17 protein-coding genes are annotated in these 17866 nt (G+C 33.3%); 2 read left to right on the plus strand and 15 right to left on the minus strand.

Features of this window, described 5'->3' with window-relative positions:
- Positions 1–83 precede the first annotated feature (83 nt).
- A complete protein-coding gene (gene gndA, locus BM203_RS05240) occupies positions 84–1469 on the plus strand; it encodes an NADP-dependent phosphogluconate dehydrogenase (RefSeq protein WP_090093321.1) in 1386 nt (461 codons plus the stop codon).
- Between the two features lie 110 nt (positions 1470–1579).
- Here the strand turns inward: gndA and BM203_RS05245 are convergent, their stop codons facing one another.
- The 14 genes from BM203_RS05245 to BM203_RS05310 form a co-directional block, all read right to left on the minus strand.
- Positions 1580–1858: a hypothetical protein gene (locus BM203_RS05245; protein ID WP_090093323.1), complete on the minus strand. Its 279-nt coding sequence runs from the start codon at positions 1856–1858 to the stop codon at positions 1580–1582.
- Between the two features lie 95 nt (positions 1859–1953).
- Entirely contained in the window at positions 1954–3264 is a 1311-nt protein-coding gene (locus BM203_RS05250; RefSeq protein WP_090093325.1) for an NCS2 family permease, read from the minus strand.
- 133 nt (positions 3265–3397) lie between these two features.
- The gene (locus BM203_RS05255; RefSeq protein ID WP_090093327.1) at positions 3398–4705 is read right to left on the minus strand and encodes an NCS2 family permease; all 1308 of its coding nucleotides are present in this window, start codon (positions 4703–4705) and stop codon (positions 3398–3400) included.
- Positions 4706–4857: 152 nt separating this feature from the next.
- Positions 4858–5691, minus strand: coding sequence for an amino acid ABC transporter substrate-binding protein (locus tag BM203_RS05260; RefSeq protein WP_370448353.1), 834 nt, complete (start codon positions 5689–5691; stop codon positions 4858–4860).
- Positions 5692–5722: 31 nt separating this feature from the next.
- Positions 5723–6364, minus strand: a complete 642-nt coding sequence (locus BM203_RS05265) for an amino acid ABC transporter ATP-binding protein (protein WP_090093330.1) — start codon at positions 6362–6364, stop codon at positions 5723–5725.
- An 18-nt stretch (positions 6365–6382) separates the two neighbouring features.
- Positions 6383–7024 carry an amino acid ABC transporter permease gene (locus BM203_RS05270; RefSeq protein ID WP_090093331.1) on the minus strand — a complete coding sequence of 214 codons (642 nt, stop codon included), beginning with the start codon at positions 7022–7024 and terminating at the stop codon, positions 6383–6385.
- A gap of 287 nt (positions 7025–7311) precedes the next feature.
- A complete protein-coding gene (locus BM203_RS05275) occupies positions 7312–8004 on the minus strand; it encodes a deoxynucleoside kinase (RefSeq protein ID WP_090093332.1) in 693 nt (230 codons plus the stop codon).
- Between the two features lie 15 nt (positions 8005–8019).
- Positions 8020–8667 carry a deoxynucleoside kinase gene (locus BM203_RS05280; protein ID WP_090093334.1) on the minus strand — a complete coding sequence of 216 codons (648 nt, stop codon included), beginning with the start codon at positions 8665–8667 and terminating at the stop codon, positions 8020–8022.
- 281 nt (positions 8668–8948) lie between these two features.
- Positions 8949–9449 carry an Asp23/Gls24 family envelope stress response protein gene (locus BM203_RS05285; protein ID WP_090093335.1) on the minus strand — a complete coding sequence of 167 codons (501 nt, stop codon included), beginning with the start codon at positions 9447–9449 and terminating at the stop codon, positions 8949–8951.
- 22 nt (positions 9450–9471) lie between these two features.
- Positions 9472–9651, minus strand: coding sequence for a DUF2273 domain-containing protein (locus tag BM203_RS05290; protein WP_090093337.1), 180 nt, complete (start codon positions 9649–9651; stop codon positions 9472–9474).
- 12 nt (positions 9652–9663) lie between these two features.
- Positions 9664–10218, minus strand: coding sequence for an alkaline shock response membrane anchor protein AmaP (amaP, locus tag BM203_RS05295; RefSeq protein WP_090093338.1), 555 nt, complete (start codon positions 10216–10218; stop codon positions 9664–9666).
- Positions 10219–10576: 358 nt separating this feature from the next.
- Positions 10577–11302 (minus strand): glucosamine-6-phosphate deaminase, encoded by a 726-nt coding sequence (locus BM203_RS05300; protein WP_090093340.1) that lies wholly within the window; start codon positions 11300–11302, stop codon positions 10577–10579.
- 148 nt (positions 11303–11450) lie between these two features.
- Positions 11451–13796, minus strand: coding sequence for an ABC transporter ATP-binding protein/permease (locus tag BM203_RS05305; protein WP_090093342.1), 2346 nt, complete (start codon positions 13794–13796; stop codon positions 11451–11453).
- A 125-nt stretch (positions 13797–13921) separates the two neighbouring features.
- The gene (locus BM203_RS05310) at positions 13922–15010 is read right to left on the minus strand and encodes a YdcF family protein (RefSeq protein ID WP_090093343.1); all 1089 of its coding nucleotides are present in this window, start codon (positions 15008–15010) and stop codon (positions 13922–13924) included.
- Between the two features lie 188 nt (positions 15011–15198).
- Between BM203_RS05310 and BM203_RS05315 the strand changes: the two genes are divergently transcribed.
- The gene (locus BM203_RS05315; protein WP_228150086.1) at positions 15199–15876 is read left to right on the plus strand and encodes a CPBP family intramembrane glutamic endopeptidase; all 678 of its coding nucleotides are present in this window, start codon (positions 15199–15201) and stop codon (positions 15874–15876) included.
- A gap of 80 nt (positions 15877–15956) precedes the next feature.
- Here BM203_RS05315 and BM203_RS05320 read toward each other — a convergent pair whose 3' ends face one another.
- On the minus strand, positions 15957–17828 hold the full coding sequence (locus BM203_RS05320; RefSeq protein ID WP_090093347.1) for a heavy metal translocating P-type ATPase: 1872 nt from the start codon (positions 17826–17828) through the stop codon (positions 15957–15959).
- Positions 17829–17866: the final 38 nt, after the last annotated feature.

Raw genomic sequence — 17866 nt, forward strand, 5'->3', positions numbered from 1 at the left:
AGCGGGACTTTTGAAAGTTTCGCTTTTTTGTCATCTTACAAGTATAATAATAGATAATGATTTTAACTTCGGGAGGATTAAAGATGCAACAATTCGGAATTATTGGTTTATCGGTTATGGGTAAAAACTTGGCTTTAAATGTTAGAAATAATGGCTTTTCCGTTTCTGGTTTTAGTATTGACAAAAAAGAAGTCGATGCGCTGGCAAATTATAAAGATGAAAAATTAAAGCCTACTTATTCTTGGGAAGAGTTTGTAAGTTCACTAGAAAAGCCGCGTAAAATTTTGATTCAAATTGCCGCAGGAAAGCCAGTTGATGAAACATTAGCTAAGCTTTTACCACTATTAGATAAGGGAGATATTTTATTAGACGGGGGTAATTCCAATTTTCATGATACCAATCGGCGGTTTCATGAATTACAAGAACACGGCATTCATTTTATTGGTATGGGAGTTTCTGGTGGTGAAGAAGGTGCTCTAAAAGGGCCTGCTTTGATGCCAGGAGGAGATGAAGAAGCGTATAAGGAAGTTGCACCAATTTTGGAAGCAATTGCTGCTAAGAACTCTGATGGCCATCCTTGCGTAAGTTTTATCGGCCCTGAAGGTAGTGGCCACTATGTCAAGATGGTTCATAATGGTATCGAATATGGTATCATGCAAGAATTTTCTGAAGTTTACGATGTTTTGCGTAAGGTTGCAGGGAAATCTAATGCTGAAATGTCGCAAATTTTCGCTGATTGGAATCAAGGCCTGGTTCAAGCATACCTTAGCGAAATCACTGCTGAAGTTTTAAAGCAAAAAGATGACTTAACTCCTGATTATGTAATTGATCATATTTTGAATGTTGCCTCATATAAAGGTACAGGGAATTGGATGCTTGAAGATGGTGTGCATCTTGGTGCACCAATTAGTGTAGTTGCTGAAGCCGTTTTAGCCCGTTTTATGTCTAAGGCGACTACGCGTGAAGGTAAGGAAGTCCAATGGAACGGTGAAGTTCCAATCAATTTAATTGATAATCTTGAAAAAGCCTTGCAATTAAGTCAAGCAGTAGCATATGCTCAAGGTTTTCAACAATTAAAAATGGCAGCTGATGCTTATCACTGGGAATTACATTATCCAGCGATTGCACAATCATGGGAAGCCGGTTGTATTATTCGCTCTTCAATGTTGAAAGATATTGAAAAGGCCTTTGCTAACGGTAAGCAGCTGAATAATATGTTCCAGGATGCTTACTTTAATAAACTAATGGAACAGAATTTACCCGCTTTACGTCAGGTAATTGAATTGGCAACTAGAGCCGGGATACCAACTCCAACTTTAAGTGCCGCACTAAATTATTTAGAGTCAATCTTTAATCCGAGTTTACCCGCTAATTTAATTCAAGGGCAACGTGATTATTTTGGCGCCCATACATACTATCGTAATGACCGAGCAGGCGTGTACCATACTCAATGGTTTGAAGAAAAGTAATATTTGTTTCACATGTAACAAAAAGCAGTTAGTCTAAAGGCTAGCTGCTTTTTTGTAGTTGATTAAAATAATTTATTAGTACAAATATGTATAGTTGAACTTAAAGCCTGTTAAGTTAAAAAAAGATAAATAATTCCGAGCAAAATAAGACTAATTAAATAATCAATTATGCCGGCAATACCTTTTTTATTGCAATGGTAATTAGTTCTAAAATTTTGCTGATTAAACCAATAATCTATACTAAATGAAATTATTGCTACTATAAAAATAAAGCCTAAACCGACCATCATTTTGTGATAATTGGAACTAAAAATCAAATTTAAACTAGGAAATATGGCCAAAATTGTAAACGACAATGCAACTTTATAATTATTATAAAATTTACTCATTTATAGTTCCTCTTAGTTTGTTAACTATCATAACTTACTTTTTTAATAATTATATCATAAAAAAGCCATGTTTTCATGGCTTTAATAAATTGATTTTACATGTTGGTTATCAAGAAAAAGATAATGAATACTATAAACAAGACATACATCATGGGTGAAACTTTTTTGGCTTGTTTAGCTGCAATCATTGTAATAGGATAGGCAATCATCCCTAAAGCTAAACCATCTGAGATACTGTAAGTAAATGGCATTCCAATAATAGTTAGGAAAGCGGGAAAGGCAATTTCAAATTTATCCCAGTTTATTTTTTTAAGATTACCAGCCATTAATACGCCCACAATAATTAATGCAGGTGCTGTAACTGTAGTCGGAATAACAGCTAGTAAGGGGCTAAAAATCATGCTAATTAAAAATAAAATACCTACCAAGATGGCTGTTAAACCTGTACGTCCGCCCATAGCTATGCCAGCACTTGATTCAACAGAGGTTCCAAGGGGAGCAGTTCCTAGAACTGCTCCTTCAATCATTGCTAAAGAATCAGATAAAAAAGCTTTTCCAATTCGCGGAATTTTGCCACTTTGATCAACCATGCCAGCTTGTTCGGTCATACCAATTAAAGTTCCAGCAGTGTCAAAAAAAGTAACTAATAAAAAGGTTAGCACGACCATAAATAATTGCGGTGTATTAATATCCTTAAGGTGGAAAACAGCTTGACCAAAGGTTGGTGCAATAGTTGGTGCAGCAGCAATAACTCCTTTAGGCATGGCTATTTGGCCAATTAATACGCCAAAAATGGCAGTTACAACCATGCCAATAAAAATCGAACCAGGTATATTCATTGCCATCAAAATAACAGTTAGTATTAGGCCAAATAAAGTAATCCAAACGGCAGGCGAATTAAATTTACCTAAAGTTACTAAATTAGAATCGCTATTAACAATCAATTTACCATTTTGTAAACCAATAAAGGAAATAAATAAGCCAATTCCAGCTGATATTGCATATTTTAAATCTTGCGGAATTGCATCTACAACTTTTTCTCGTAATTTTAAAACAGTAATTAAAATAAATAAAATTGAAGCAACTAAAACTGCAGCTAGCGCGGTTTGCCAATTAATATTCATACCGCCACAGACGTTATAAGCAAAAAATGCTGCACTACCTAGTGTTGGTGCAAGGGCAATTGGATAATTAGCTACAAATCCCATAATAAAGCAGCCAATAGCAATTGATAGAGCAGTGACGGTAAAGGCAGCGCCTTTATCAATGCCAGCTGCATGTAAAATATTAGGGTTAACAAAAAGGATGTAGGAGAGACTGACAAAGGTGGTTAATGCAGCAATTAACTCACGTCTGACAGTGGTATGAGCATCGGTTAAATGAAAGACTTTTTCTAGTGTCGTCATTTTTTCCTCCAAAAAAATAAATAATAAAATTAATAAATCTAGTGTAGCATATTTAGGCAAAATATTTCCTTGGAAATAAAAAACAAATCAAATAAGATTTGTTTTGGACGAATATATTATTAATTTTTGTCAGTTAGAAGTTCAGAACCCACAAAAAGATGATAAAGACAAGGAATAAAATCCACATCATAGGGGATACTTCTTTACCACGCTTAGCAGCTAACATACATATTGGGTAAGTTATCAAACCTAAAGCAAGGCCATCGGAAATAGAGTATGTTAGGGGCATCCCAACTAAAATTAAGAAGGCTGGTACAGCAATTTCCATTTTATCCCAATGGATATGTGCGGTATTTTGTGCCATTAACACGCCTACAATAATTAAGGCTGGCGCTGTTACATGAGTTGTAAATAAACCAAGTAAAGGGCTAAAAATCATTGAAATCAGGAAAAAAATTGCCACAAAAACTGCGGTTAATCCTGTACGACCACCTACAGCAATTCCAGCACTTGATTCTACAAATGCACCAACTGGTGAAGTTCCTAAGACGGATCCCACCATCATAGCAGTAGAATCTGAAGCTAAAGCTTTACCAACCCGTGGCATCTTATTATCTTTCATGAAGCCAGCTTGCTGAGCCAGCCCAATTAGTGTACCTGCAGTATCGAAAAATGTAACCAATAAGAAAGTTAAAACTACTACCCACATTTGTAAAGAATTGATGTCTTTAACATGAAAAACAGCTTGACCAAAAGTGGGGGCGATACTTGGAGCTAAAGAGATAACTTGGTGAGGTAAAGCAATTTGTCCCGTGAATACGCCAAAAACGGCTGCCAGAATCATGCCAATAAAAATAGCTCCAGGAATATTTAAGATCATTAAAACAATTGTGACTAGCAAGCCAAAAATAGTAATCCAAACGGCAGGATCATGTAAAGAGCCTAAAGCAACCAAAGTTGATTTATTACCAACGATTAAGCCCCCATCTTGCATGCCTAAAAAAGCAATGAATAAACCAATACCTGCAGAAATAGCAAATTTTAAATCAGCTGGGATTGCATTAATAATTTTTTCCCGTAATTTAAACATAGTAATCAAGATAAAAATAATTGAAGCTACAAAAACGGCTGCTAATGCAGTTTCCCAAGAAACATGCATACCAACACAAACAGTGTAGGCAAAGAAGGCATTAATTCCTAAGGCTGGGGCTTCACCAATTGGATAATTGGCAATAATTCCCATTAATGCAGTTCCTAAGGCACTAGCTAAAGCAGTAGCAGTAAAAACTGCCCCCTTATTCATACCACTAGCTCCTAGGACGCTGGGATTAACAAATAGAATATATGACATACTAATAAAAGTAGTTAGTCCAGCTAGAAATTCGATTTTAATACTAGTTTTATATTTATCGAGTTGAAAATAACTTTTTATAAAATCCATTTGACATCTCCTGATAAAATGTTCGTTTTTATATAAATCTTAACAACTTATTTAGTTTATCACTGATAAAAATAATTGCAAACACGAATTATTTTAGGATAATTTTAATTGCAAATATGATTTTATTAAGAATTAGCTCCTTTTTAGTTACCTTAAGTAAATTTTTGGGTAAGAGGAGAATGAATTCGATTTTTGAACCACTTATAATCAATTCGAGCAATGGTTTGTTCTTTAGCTAATTTGATTAAAGCATGGTTGATTTTTTGACGTAAGATAATATCACTTTTTCTCAAGCCAACAGCAAATTCTTCTTTAGGAAAGGGACTTTGAATTTCAAAAAAACGGTCTGGTTCTTTTTGATGTGAAATATAATAGTTAGCATAAGTGCTATCAAGTAGTAGACCTTGTATTCTTTGTGAATTTAAATCAATAAAAGCGTTGGTAAAAGAATCGTAGAGTATTGGATAGTGATTTTTAATTTGCTTTTTATATATATTAGGGTAATTTATAACGTCATTATAACCAGACGACCCAGTTTGTACGCCTAATGCTTTGTTTTTCAATGAAGCGGGGCGAACAAGTTTATTTGTTTTTAATGACACTAAGACTTGGGTACTATTTAGGTATGTTTGACTAAATGCTACTTTATTTGCTCTACTAGGGGTTTTGCTAAAGCCATTCCAGATCAAATCAATAGTCCCGTTTCGCAATTCTGTTGTATTCATTGACCAGTCAATAGTTTGAAAGCTCACCTTCAAACCATATAATTTAAAAACAGCAGTTGCTAGGTCAATGTCATAACCAACTAACTTACCATTTTTTTGCCGAAAACTCATTGGCACAAATGTGTCATCAACACCAATAATTACATAGCCTCTTTTCTTAATTCTTGTCCAATTGTCCATTGAATTAGCATTTTGTCCAATTGAGATATTGCTGCAGGCTACTAGAAATAAAGACGTAGATAATATCATTATTGCAGTCATAATACGTTTAAATTTCACTTAATTTATCCTCTCAGTTAGCTAAAGTATTAACGGTAAAGATGCGATCAGCTATCTGTTTAGCAAATTCCATATCATGCGTAACGACAATTTGTGTCATGCCAGTATTATTTTTAAGTTGCAAAATAATTTTGGCAACTTTATTACGTAAAGCTGGATCTAGGGCAGAAGTAGGCTCATCGTAACATAGAATTTGTGGTTTCATTGCTAATGCACGGGCAATAGCAACTCTTTGCTTTTGTCCGCCTGAAAGTTGATAAGGATAAAGCCGTTCTTTACCAGTTAAGTCAAGTTCTAGTAATAGTTTTTGCACTGCTGTTTGTAGTTCTTGAGGAGTATTTTTAAGTACTAAGCGAGGCGCTAAGGTAATATTATCTATTACATTTAGGTTAGGAAACAATTCATAATTTTGAAAAACGACTCCCATAATTTGTTTATTTTTGTTCTGCTCGATAGGATTAAATTCTCGTTGATTCCAATAAAAATGACCAGCATCAATTTTTTCTAAGCCGGTTAGACAACGTAGCAGAGTCGTTTTACCAGCGCCAGAACTACCCACAATTGCTAAAATTTGTTGGTCTAAAATAGTTAGATTAAGGTTATTTAAAATAATTTTTGAACCAAATTTTTTGGTGATATTTTTTAATTCAAGCATAGTTGTGACCCCAATTAGTTATTTCCATTTTGAATAATTAAGTTCGATTCGCTTTAAAAGAAATGAAATCATTCCAGTTATTAATAAGTAAATTATGCCTACCATAACTAGGGGAATCAAAGTCACATCACGGGCACTGGCTACATTGCCAGCACGTAAAAGTTCTCCAAGACCAATTACGTAGACTAAAGAAGTATCTTTAATTAAGTTGATAACTTCATTGCCAATTGCAGGAATAACTATTTTACTGACTTGTGGAATAATAATATAACGCAAGGTTTGCCAATAATTAAGTTGCAAAACGTGAGCACTTTCATATTGTCCTTTGGGAATAGACTGAAAACCGCCACGGAATATTTCAGCAAAATAAGCAGTATAATTCATAACTAAAGCAACTAACGCAGCGTCATAGCGTTGAAAAATTATACCAATAATGGGTAAGCCATAAAAAATAAAGATTAATTGCAATAACAGTGGGGTACCACGCATAATCCAAATATAAAATTTCAAAATTAATTTTAGGGGCTTAATGGCTGATAGTAAGCCTAGACTGGTAATTATTCCTAGTGGAATTGCCATAATGATTGTCCCCAAAAATAGCAGTAAAGTTATTTTTACTCCTGCGAGTAAAGCAGGAATAATTGAGATAATGTAAGCCATCGCTATCTTTTCTCCTTTTAAGTCAAATTGCACACTAATCTATCTAGGATAAGTAATTACAAGCATAACATAAATAAAATATTAAATTAGTTTTTTTGATATCACCTTAAAAAAGTTGACTATGATTATTTATTAATAAGCTACTTTAAAAGAAAAAATGCTAAATAAGAAATAGTTAGGACGAAGAGTAATAATTTAGGCATCATTTATAATATTTTGTATCTAAAGACGATGAATTTGGACATAATAATACCCCGAAATTATTTTGATTTCGGGGTACTGCTAAATTAAATCTGATCTATAAGTTCAATATTAGTTGATTTATGCCATGTCTCAGGTAGTTTGCCGATTTCTTTTAATTTAGCGACTATCTGGTTAAGCACAATTTGGCGATCTTGATTATTGGTCATAAAATCTAATTGATCACCGTTAATTGTCATTTTAGGTGAATAGTCATATTTTTCATACCATGGCTTGTAATATTGCAGTAATTGCTTATAGTAATCTTCTAAAGTGGCATCATAACTAAGTTGTTCATAAGGACGACCACGTTTTTGAATTCGTTTGAGCATCGTGTTATATGATACATCAATATGAACAAGCAAATCAGGCTGACGCTTAGGCATATGCTCAAGTTCAGTCATCATGTTGTTTAGAAGTTCATAATATGTGTCAACCTCTTCCTTGGTTGCTCGTCCAATATCAGCATTCATTTGAAAAAAGAGGGCATCTTCATAGATTGATCGATCAAGGACATTGTTGTCATCCATTAATGCATCTTTAATGCTACGAAAACGAGTATTTAAGAAAAATACTTGTAATAAGAAAGCATATTTTTTGGGATCCGCATAAAAAAGAGGCAATACAGGGTTATCGTCAACACTTTCGTAAAATGGTTTGGTTCCTAAATAATTGGCTAAAATACTAGTTAAACTGGATTTACCGGCTCCAATTGGCCCGCTTAAAACAATAACTGTCATCACGTTCCTTCTTTACTATAAATTGCCTACTTCGTGCAATTTATTATCAATTTGATGTAAAACTTCTTTTTTGGCATGCTCATCAATAATAAAGTCATATTGATCACCATCAATAGCCATTTTAGGTGAAGCATCATAATTTTCATACCATGGCTCATAATAATTAATTAGACGAGCATAGTAGTCTTTTAAACTGGGATCGGTACTTAATTGCTCAAATGATCTACCACGTTTTTCAATGCGTTTTAGCATCGTGTCAAGAGAAACGTGAATATAAATTAATAAGTCCGGTTTCTTACTTGGGTTACCAGGTGTATCTTCCAACATATTCTCAAGTAAACTATCGTAAATCTTAAATTCGGTTGGGTCAGCTACATTATTTTCGGCATTCATTCGGAAAAAAAGGGCATCTTCATAGATGGAACGATCAGATACACTATTTTTTTCTTGAATTGCCTGATTAATTTGTGCTAAACGATGATTGAGTAGATAAATATTAAGTAAAAAAGTATAGCGTTTCATGTCTTGGTAATATAGAGGTAAAACAGGATTGTTATCGACTCCTTCATAAAACGCTTGTGTACCCAAATGCTCAGCTAAAATACTAGTTAAACTGGATTTACCGGCTCCAATTGGCCCACTTAAAACAATAACTTGAATCACGTTCTTTCTTAAATACAATATATAGATTCATATCTAGTTTAATACGAGATATAGTGGTTAGACAAGCAAAAAATTAATTAAAATAATAATTTAAATGTCAAGTGTTTTTGTATAATACAGCTCAGAAAATACTAAAATACAGATAACTTGTATTTTGTTACACGTGAAACCTTAACTTGCTAGGCAATAAATTTTTAGACAAAAAAGTGATAAAACACGATTCAACCGAATTTAGTGATTTATCACTTTTTGTTAAGTAAAGTAGAATTAGTTAATTATAGTTAATTAACTCTAGCTTTGGCTTCTTTTTTATCTTCTACTTTGTCCTGCACTTTATCAACTTGACCACCAATTTTTTCTTTAGCATCTTGAGCCGTACCGGTAATCTTGTCTTGTAAGCTAACCGAATCTTTCTCATGTTGTTCTTTAGTCTTTATATCAACTACCGTTACATTAACTTCAACAGTATCTAAGTCGGTCATTTCTTTAACTTTATCATGGATTTTTTGTTTGATTTGGTCATATAACTTAGAAATTTGAATACCATATTCAGCAACAATTTCAATGTCTACAGCTACTTGTTTTTTACCAACTTCAACATTGACCCCTGAGGTAACATCATCGTTATTAACAATTTTATCAGCTAAGTTTGAAAAGAAGCCACCGTTGACAGTTAAGAGTCCTTTTACGTCTGATAAAGCAATACCGATAATTTTTTGAATTACCTTAGTATCATAATTTAAATCGCCTTTTATTTCTTGTTTTGAATTAGTTTGTACCATAAATATCAGTTCCTTTCGGTAATTATCTGTTTTTTAAGTTTTTTAGTAAGGGCCAATAATGACCAACTAAAGCGCCGCAGACTAACATAACGATGACGAAAATAGTTTTGTAAAATCCCAGTCCTATAAAACAAAATGCTAGTAATAAACCGATTACTGCACCGCTTATTTCTGGGAGGTACTTTTCTAAATTTTCTTTCATTGCTTGCCTCCTTTATTGAACGCGCTGTTCTGGTTTATTAGAAGTGTGATAGTTTACAAATTTAATTTTAATCTTAGGCTTTTGATCAATCCCTAATAATAACTTGAGATTTTTGTTTAATTCTTCTAAATAATTGTCAAGCAAGGGAGCCATATTTTCACCTGCTCCAAGGTCGCCGCTAATCTTAATTTTGATTTTACGATTAGTTAATCGTGAAGCCACTTTTGGATTATTTAAATAAGGTAAATCATTTAAAGAATTGGCCACATAGCTATTAATAGCCTTGCTAGTTATTTTAACTTGACCATCTTTTTTATGAATCAAATTAAAGTATCGTTGTACAGGCCAGAACAAAATTATTATTAAACTAACAACTAGTACCAATAAAATAATGGCACTGATACCAATCAGGTACCAAGTAAAAATTGGGTTAAGCTTCCCTAAAGTAGGTAAGCTGATTTTTAAGTACTTTTGCCAAAAACCACTAGTATCCCAGAGAATAAATATTGGTAGCGGTATCATTAGCAAGAAGCATATGATCATAAACCATTTCTTAATTCGTTTCAACTTATCACCATCCTCTCTTAATCTAACCTAAGTATAATACATAATATTTTACTAGCATAGAAATATGCACTAATATGTATACAATTTTTGGTTAATATATTAAATAACATTATAATTAAATAATAAAAATTAATAATGTTAACGAATTCAGCTGATTTTGAACAAAATAAAAAGTATTAAAATAAAAAGGGCAAAGCTAAACTAACTGGTGCGGGAGCTATTTTACTGCTGACTAACTGAATTTAAACAATTTACTGTTTAAGACTAGATGTATCTGTTTAATTACTAAATAAAAAAACCTTCAGACAGTTTAGTCTAAAGGGTTTTAATTTCTTTTTTGATTTGCTTAATCTAAGTACTAATTGCGATATTTTTCATCTAATTTATTAGTAGCACTTTGGTCAATAATTAATGTTACATTGGGATGATTTTGCAAAATAGATGCAGGAACTTTTTCAGTTACTGGTCCTTCAATCATTTTTTGGACGGCATCAGCTTTATTTTCTCCAAACGCCATAATTACTATTTCTTTTGCACTCATGATATTAGCAATACCCATACAAATTGCTGACTTAGGAACGTCATCAATATTGCTAAAGAAACGAGAATTTGCCTGAATAGTATTTTCGGTTAATTGAACTTCATGTGTGATTGAATCAAATGCGGTTCCAGGTTCATTAAAAGCAATATGACCATTTTGACCTAAACCTAAAAGTTGAATATCAATTGGATTGTCTTCGATAATTTTATTGTAGTCAGCTGAAGCTTTTTGTGGATTGCTAATAGCTAAAATACCATCAGGTATATATGATTTTTTAAATGGCTTTTGCTTGAAAAGATGTTTTTGCATGAAATAGTGGTAACTTTGGTCACTTTTTTCATCTAAGCCAACATATTCATCAAGATTAATACTAATTAAGTTACTATTATCAAGTTGGCTATCAACCCATTCTTGATAAAGATTTTCCGGAGTGGAACCAGTTGCTAAACCAATAACTTTTGCTCCATTGCTAATGCTGTTTTTAAAAATTGCAAACGCTTGCTTACTAGCACTTGCTTTGTTGTCCTTAATAATTATTTTCATAAATAGGCCTCCCAAAAATATTAAATTAATTATAAATTGGTATATGCCAATTTGTCAACTAGAGATAGAGCGGCTTTTTTTAAAATAATTAAAAAAGCCTTAATCAATATTCTTTCCAAATAGAACATTGATTAAGACTTAAAATATTTTATTCACTCCTTAAAGCAATGGCGGCATCTTTTTTGGCCGCTATGCGGGCAGGCAAGTGTCCGCCAAGCATCGTCAAAATGGTGGAAATACCAATTAAAATAAGAGCATGAATTGGATTAAGTTGAGCTACATTGTTCAAATCAGTGATGGAATAAAGTACACTGTTGACTGGGAAAATTAATAGCCAGGCAATTACAATTCCCAAAATGCCAGAAAAAATTCCCAAAATAAAGGTTTCAGCATCAAAAACACGAGTAATATCTTTTTTTCGTGCTCCAAGAGCTTTTAAAATCCCAATTTCTTTGGTTCTTTCTAAGACTGAAGTATAAGTTAATATTCCAATCATAATCATTGAAGTTACAAGTGAGATTGCAGCAAAAGCAATTAAAACAGCAGTAATTCCATTTAATAATCCGCCAGTCATAGTAGTTACCGCACTAGACATATCGGTATAATTGATCTTATCTTGTTTAGTTTTACCTTTATTCCAGTTATCTAAATAATTTAAGACCTTATTTTTTGCCTTAAAGTTATTAGGATAAATCATAATTCCAGCGGGAATTGTAGAACCACCGATTGCTTGCAATACCTGCTTTTTAGTGGTCTTATTCATATTTTGTCCTGTTAGCACATTCTGATTAGAGTTTTTTTGTGCTTTAACAATTGCTGACCTTTGGTTTTCTTTAATAACTTGCTGTGCTAGTTGGTCACTATAGGCAATACCATTTGCTAATAGTTCTAGTGAATCTTTATTTTTAGGTCGAATGACACCAGCGATTCGCAGTTTAAGCTTACTATTAGCATACATGGCTGAGTTTACCTTTTTGGGAATAAACATTCCTGTAGGCAATTTTTGATAGTAATCATCATTAGTAGCAATTCTAAATTCTCTACCAACTAATTGGCTAAGGTCAACTTTAGCTCCATTTTTGATGTTAAGACCTAAATTTTTTAGTACATTATCTATAATAGTATTCTGACTATCAACTACTAAAACTAAATCAGTTGCTGATTTGGGCCAAGTACCGGATAGTAAGTGATAGTTCTCTTTTAAAATATTGCCCTGACTTTTATCAAGTTCAGTAGGGAAAACGGTCGATCCCATAAAAGACATGCTGGCTGCTTGTGTTTGCATTTGTGAATATGCTTCAGTCATAGTTGAACCAGCTTCTAATGGTGAAAACTGCACACGCTTAACTTTGCCGTCAATTTTTCCTAAAAGGTTGAGGTTAACTCCAACTTGATAAGAGATGTTATTAGCATATTTAGGATTAATCCTTTTAATGTAGTTAATATAATCTAGTGTAATTTTGTTTTTGTGGGAACTTTGTTGCGCCTTATCTTTTCTAGCAGTTATATAACCTCGATTTTTAGCAACGTTCTTAGAGTTTTTTTCTTGCGCAAAACTATCAAAATTAGCAGCACTTTGTGTAATTGTTACAGGATATTTGGCTAATGCTTTGCTCATAGTTGTATCAATCTGTTTTTGAAAACCATTAGACAAAGCTAACACTATTGCAATAGAAATAATACCAATACTTGAAGCAAAAGCAGTTAGAGCAGTTCGCCCCTTTTTAGTCATAATATTAGTAAAGCTAAGTTTAATAGCATTCCAATATGACATTTTAGTCCGTTTTAAGTTAAAAGTATCAACTTCATTTGCTGGCTTAAAGTCATTTGAATCGTTCAAAATTTTGCCATCTTGAAAATTAACGATTCTAGTTGCATATTTCTTTGCAAGTTCGGGGTTATGCGTGACCATAACCACTAAGCGATCTTGAGATAACTGCTTGATTAATTGCATAATTTGCTCAGACGTTTCAGTGTCAAGAGCTCCGGTTGGTTCATCACATAGTAGAATGTCTGGGTCATTAGCTAAGGCTCTTGCAATCGCTACACGTTGCATTTGACCGCCAGATAATTGATTAGGACTCTTTGCTACTTGATCCTTTAATCCCACCTTGGTTAAAGCATCGAGTGCTTTTTGATGACGCTTTGAGGCAGGAACACCAGACAAGTTCATACCTAATTCAACATTAGCAATAATTGATAAGTGAGCCACCAAATTATAATTTTGAAAAATAAAGCCGACCGAATTGTTACGATATGCGTCCCAATCAGTTTCAGTGAAATTTTTAGTAGATTTTCCATTTATAATTAAGTCACCACTATCGTAGCGATCAAGGCCACCAATTACATTTAACATTGTAGTTTTTCCAGAACCACTTGGTCCTAAAATAGCGACAAATTCTTGATTACGAAAAGAGATAGAAACATCATCAAGGGCATGAGTGACAGTATCACCCACATGATAAGATTTACGTAATTGCCTTAATTGAAGCATAGTTAACTCCTTTATACCTTTATTAATTAATAGGCGTAAGTTTAACATATATAAGAGATTAAAGCCATAATGATGAAGTATTATTATAAATAATTTAATTATGTCTTGCATTATAAGTTAATTTTTTAGCACATATTATTAAGTAAGTTAACAAAGGCGAAAATTAGGAAGAGTACTGTAATTAAGGCAATAATAATTAGATGGCGTTTTTTATTAATTAGTAAAATACCAGCAAATTCGCGCATTATTGCATTAGGCAGAAAATAGAATCTAGTATAACAACCAACTCCATTTGCATTTAATCCAGTCGCTTTAGCATCTAGGCCAGCGCGAAAAATATGATAGTTATTACTGAAAAATTTAGCACGATAATGATTATTACCAAAATCGGCTGTCGCCACTGCCTGCGAAAATTGCATATTTTGATAAGTATTTTTTGATTTCGTTTCAAGTAAAATATATTTTGAATCAACACCATGAAGAATAGCATAAGCTTTCATTGCCTCTGCTTCAGTAATTTCTTCATCATTGCCTTTTCCACCAGACATAATAAATTTTGGTGATTGATGGCCCTTGGCTACTTGCTTTTGAGCAAACTGGATTGCCCGATTAATTCGTGCAGCTAACAGCGGGGGCACTGTTTTACCATTTTTTAAGCCTGAGCCTAGAACAATGAGATAATCTTGATTATACTGACGTGGGACTATTTGATATAGTAGAAGATTAACTAAGAAATTATAAGCTACCAGTAGTAAATAGAGGATAATTGCGGTTGGAGCGTATAAAAATATTTTAAGCCATGTAGGTATCAGTTTAAAAGCTCCAGATAGAAATATTACCCAGGAAATAAAAATTGCAATTCCCAGAAAAAATGTTAATAAATTTGCTAGGGTATGGCTTTCATGCCGCCAAACAAGATAGGCATTCCATAAGAAAAAGAGCCAAGAAAAGGAGGCAGTTGCTATAAGCAATAAAATAAAGATTAAGATTATAATTTCATAGGAGATTATCAACTGTCTTAACTTAGTTGCAACTATAATAGTAGATAACCAAATGATTAATAGAATAAGAAAAAGGCTAAAAAGCAAGCCATTAATTAGATTACGTGGTTCTTTTAACCAAGAAAACAAAAATAATCCCAATGAAATTAATACAATTATCGAGAGGTACATAAATGTACGATTTTCACTAAATATTTCAAAAAATTGAAGCATAACTCTCACCTTAACTATAAAAAGATAAATTTGTTGAATAATGTATAAAAAGCAGTTAGGAAAACATGGCAGTTCATTAATAGGTTGAAAAAGGATATTATAAATAAAATTATATGTTTCTGGTATACTGTAGCTTGATTATATATAATAGTCTACTAGAACTCTTATACTTAGTAAGGAGTAAACAAGTGAAAAAAGCAACAATTTTTAAAAATATCATCATTTTATTTGTAAGTTTCCTATTATATTCAATAGTACAATTATTATATTTTTATCCAACTAAAGTACAAAATGTTCTAAAAATAAGTTCTACTGGCTTTGTTGTCCTAGTAATAATAGTAACAGTTTTGGCAATATTATTGCTAATTTATCTTTATCATAAGCAATTAGCAGAAGAAAATGATTGGGATTTTAATTATCGTCCGCATTGGAGTATCCGGCGACTAGCAATTGCAATCATAGGTTTTGTCTTGCTGACATTGGCAAGTTTTCTAATTCCTAATCTATTAGGAATCAATGTTAATACTACTTCAGATAATCAAATGGAGCTTAATAGAATTTCACGTCTAGCAGGCAACTTTTTTGTTCCAATGGTAGTTATTATTGCTCCAATATTTGAAGAAACCATATTTAGAGGAATGTTTTTTAATACCTTTTTTGTCAAAGAGACAGTATTAAATAAATGGTTAGGAATCATTATAAGCGGCTTTGCTTTTGGCTATGTGCATAATCCGGCTTTTAGTCCATTTTTACTTGTTTATTGGTCATTGGGGTGTGTACTAGGTTGGGTTTATATAACCACAAAAGATATGCGTTATTCAATGCTGTCGCACATGCTTTATAATGCATTGGGCTTTCTTGTTTAATGCTTAAAGTTTGAATTATTAAATATTAACCAGATAAAAAAACGAATCATTTGATTCGTTTTTTGTCTAGTTAAAGTATTTTACTTTTCAGTAATTAGTCCCGTTTGTTTTGGATTTTTAGGTGTAGTTTTTGCCAACAGGGCCAAGCTAATCGAAATCATATCTACTACTTCTTGCAAAATTGCTCCCAAAAAAGCGGGAATAATGCCAGTAAAGGCGATAAGCTCAATAATAATTACAATGGTTATCGCAGCTAAAACATCAATATTAGCAACTTTCATAGTATGTTTTGCAATGGCCACGGCATCATTAATCTTAGATAAATCATTAACCATGATAATGGCATCTGCACTTTCACTAGCGGCTGAGGCACCTTTTGCGCCCATCGCAATACCAACATCAGCTGCCGTTAAACTGGGGGCATCGTTAATCCCATCGCCAGTCATGACCACTGGACGTTTATCTTGAGTTACTCTTTTAATTGCTTCAATTTTTTGCACCGGTAGTAAATCATAACGGATATCTTCAATCCCGACTTCTTTACCAATTCTAGCTGCTACATCCTGATGATCACCAGTTAGTATCATCATCTGGGCTCCAGTTTGCCGTTTTAATCGTTCAATTGTAGTGGCACTTTCTGCTCTAACTTGATCTTTAAAAGTGATGTAACCAGCATATTGGCTGTCAATTGAAATATAAATGGCAGTTGCATTAACAGCTTGAATTTTTTGCTCGGAACTAACGAAATTTAATTTACCTACTTTAACTAAGTGTTGCTCGACAATTCCGCTAATCCCCTGACTGGTTGTTTCTTTAATATTAGTGGCGGGCTTTAAAAGTTGCTTGTTTGTAGCACTCACTAGTGAATTAGCAATAATATGAGTTGATTGTTGTTCGATGCTTGTTGCATAACTTAAGATGGTTTCTTTACTAAAGCTTGAAGTATTAGTGGCAGGAACTATTTCATCAATTACCAATTGGTTTTCAGTTAAAGTACCGGTTTTATCAAAAGCAAAAGTTTTGGCCTCAGCTAACTTTTCAATGGTTGGTCCAGACTTAACAATAATGTGGTGTTTAGACATTGAACTCATACCTGAAATCAAGGCTACCGGTGCGGCAATTAATAAGGGACAAGGTGATGCTACGACCATGACTTCGGCGAAATTAACTGGATTACCTGAATGAAACCAAGCAGCAATTCCAATTACTAAGGAAATAATTGTAAACGGAACCGCATAGCGGTCAGCCATTTTAACAAATTTGGCTGGCTGAGATTGGGATGTTTTGACTAGGGAAACAATAGTCTGGTATTCTGAATCACTTGCTTTTTTGGTTACAACCATTTCAACGGCAGTGTTACCATTAATAGATCCAGACATTAATTCATCACCAATTTTTTTATTAATCGGTACTGATTCGCCGGTAAGTGATGACTGATCAAAACTGGATTCACCTGTAACTACTTTTCCATCAACTGGTACTTGTTCGCCAGGCTTAATTAAAACATGATCATTAATTTTAAGCTGGTTAACATCAACTGAAAGTAGTTTTTGGTTGACAATCTTATTAGCTGTTGTGGGCGAATTGTTTAAAAGCGAGCGCAGCTCTTTGTCGGCCTGACCGGTGGCATAATCTTCTAAAGTTTCGCCACCAGTCATCATAATTAAAATCATCCACTCGGCCCAATAGTCACCGATTAAAATTGTGGATATAACTGCAATAACGGCTAAAATATCTACACCATAGCGTCCAGATTTAAAGTCGGCAACAATTTCACTAAGTAAGGAAATGGTCATCATTATTCCTACAAGATCAATTAAAATAGCTTGAATTGTAAATTGTAAATTACCCAATTGAAATAAGCTATTGGTGTGTAACCCGAATTGACAAATAAGACTAATGAGACCAATAAGTAGTACTAGTATAAATTTCCACTGCTTTTTAAAACTCATTATTTGCTCTGCCTCCGTATAAAAAAATAATATGTATT

The organism is Lactobacillus bombicola (genome assembly GCF_900112665.1).
In the GTDB taxonomy this organism is placed as follows: domain Bacteria; phylum Bacillota; class Bacilli; order Lactobacillales; family Lactobacillaceae; genus Lactobacillus; species Lactobacillus bombicola.

Excerpts from the sequence above, each read along its gene's own strand:
- BM203_RS05270 (WP_090093331.1), bottom strand. The coding sequence starts at position 7,024 with ATGGCTTACATTATCTCAATTATTCCTGCTTTACTCGCAGGAGTAAAA.
- BM203_RS05265 (WP_090093330.1), bottom strand. The coding sequence starts at position 6,364 with ATGCTTGAATTAAAAAATATCACCAAAAAATTTGGTTCAAAAATTATT.
- BM203_RS05300 (WP_090093340.1), bottom strand. The coding sequence starts at position 11,302 with ATGAAAATAATTATTAAGGACAACAAAGCAAGTGCTAGTAAGCAAGCG.
- BM203_RS05310 (WP_090093343.1), bottom strand. The coding sequence starts at position 15,010 with ATGCTTCAATTTTTTGAAATATTTAGTGAAAATCGTACATTTATGTAC.
- BM203_RS05260 (WP_370448353.1), bottom strand. The coding sequence starts at position 5,691 with ATGACTGCAATAATGATATTATCTACGTCTTTATTTCTAGTAGCCTGC.
- gndA (WP_090093321.1), top strand. The coding sequence starts at position 84 with ATGCAACAATTCGGAATTATTGGTTTATCGGTTATGGGTAAAAACTTG.
- BM203_RS05285 (WP_090093335.1), bottom strand. The coding sequence starts at position 9,449 with ATGGTACAAACTAATTCAAAACAAGAAATAAAAGGCGATTTAAATTAT.
- BM203_RS05245 (WP_090093323.1), bottom strand. The coding sequence starts at position 1,858 with ATGAGTAAATTTTATAATAATTATAAAGTTGCATTGTCGTTTACAATT.
- BM203_RS05290 (WP_090093337.1), bottom strand. The coding sequence starts at position 9,651 with ATGAAAGAAAATTTAGAAAAGTACCTCCCAGAAATAAGCGGTGCAGTA.
- BM203_RS05305 (WP_090093342.1), bottom strand. The coding sequence starts at position 13,796 with ATGCTTCAATTAAGGCAATTACGTAAATCTTATCATGTGGGTGATACT.
- BM203_RS05275 (WP_090093332.1), bottom strand. The coding sequence starts at position 8,004 with ATGACAGTTATTGTTTTAAGCGGGCCAATTGGAGCCGGTAAATCCAGT.
- BM203_RS05255 (WP_090093327.1), bottom strand. The coding sequence starts at position 4,705 with ATGGATTTTATAAAAAGTTATTTTCAACTCGATAAATATAAAACTAGT.
- BM203_RS05250 (WP_090093325.1), bottom strand. The coding sequence starts at position 3,264 with ATGACGACACTAGAAAAAGTCTTTCATTTAACCGATGCTCATACCACT.
- BM203_RS05320 (WP_090093347.1), bottom strand. The coding sequence starts at position 17,828 with ATGAGTTTTAAAAAGCAGTGGAAATTTATACTAGTACTACTTATTGGT.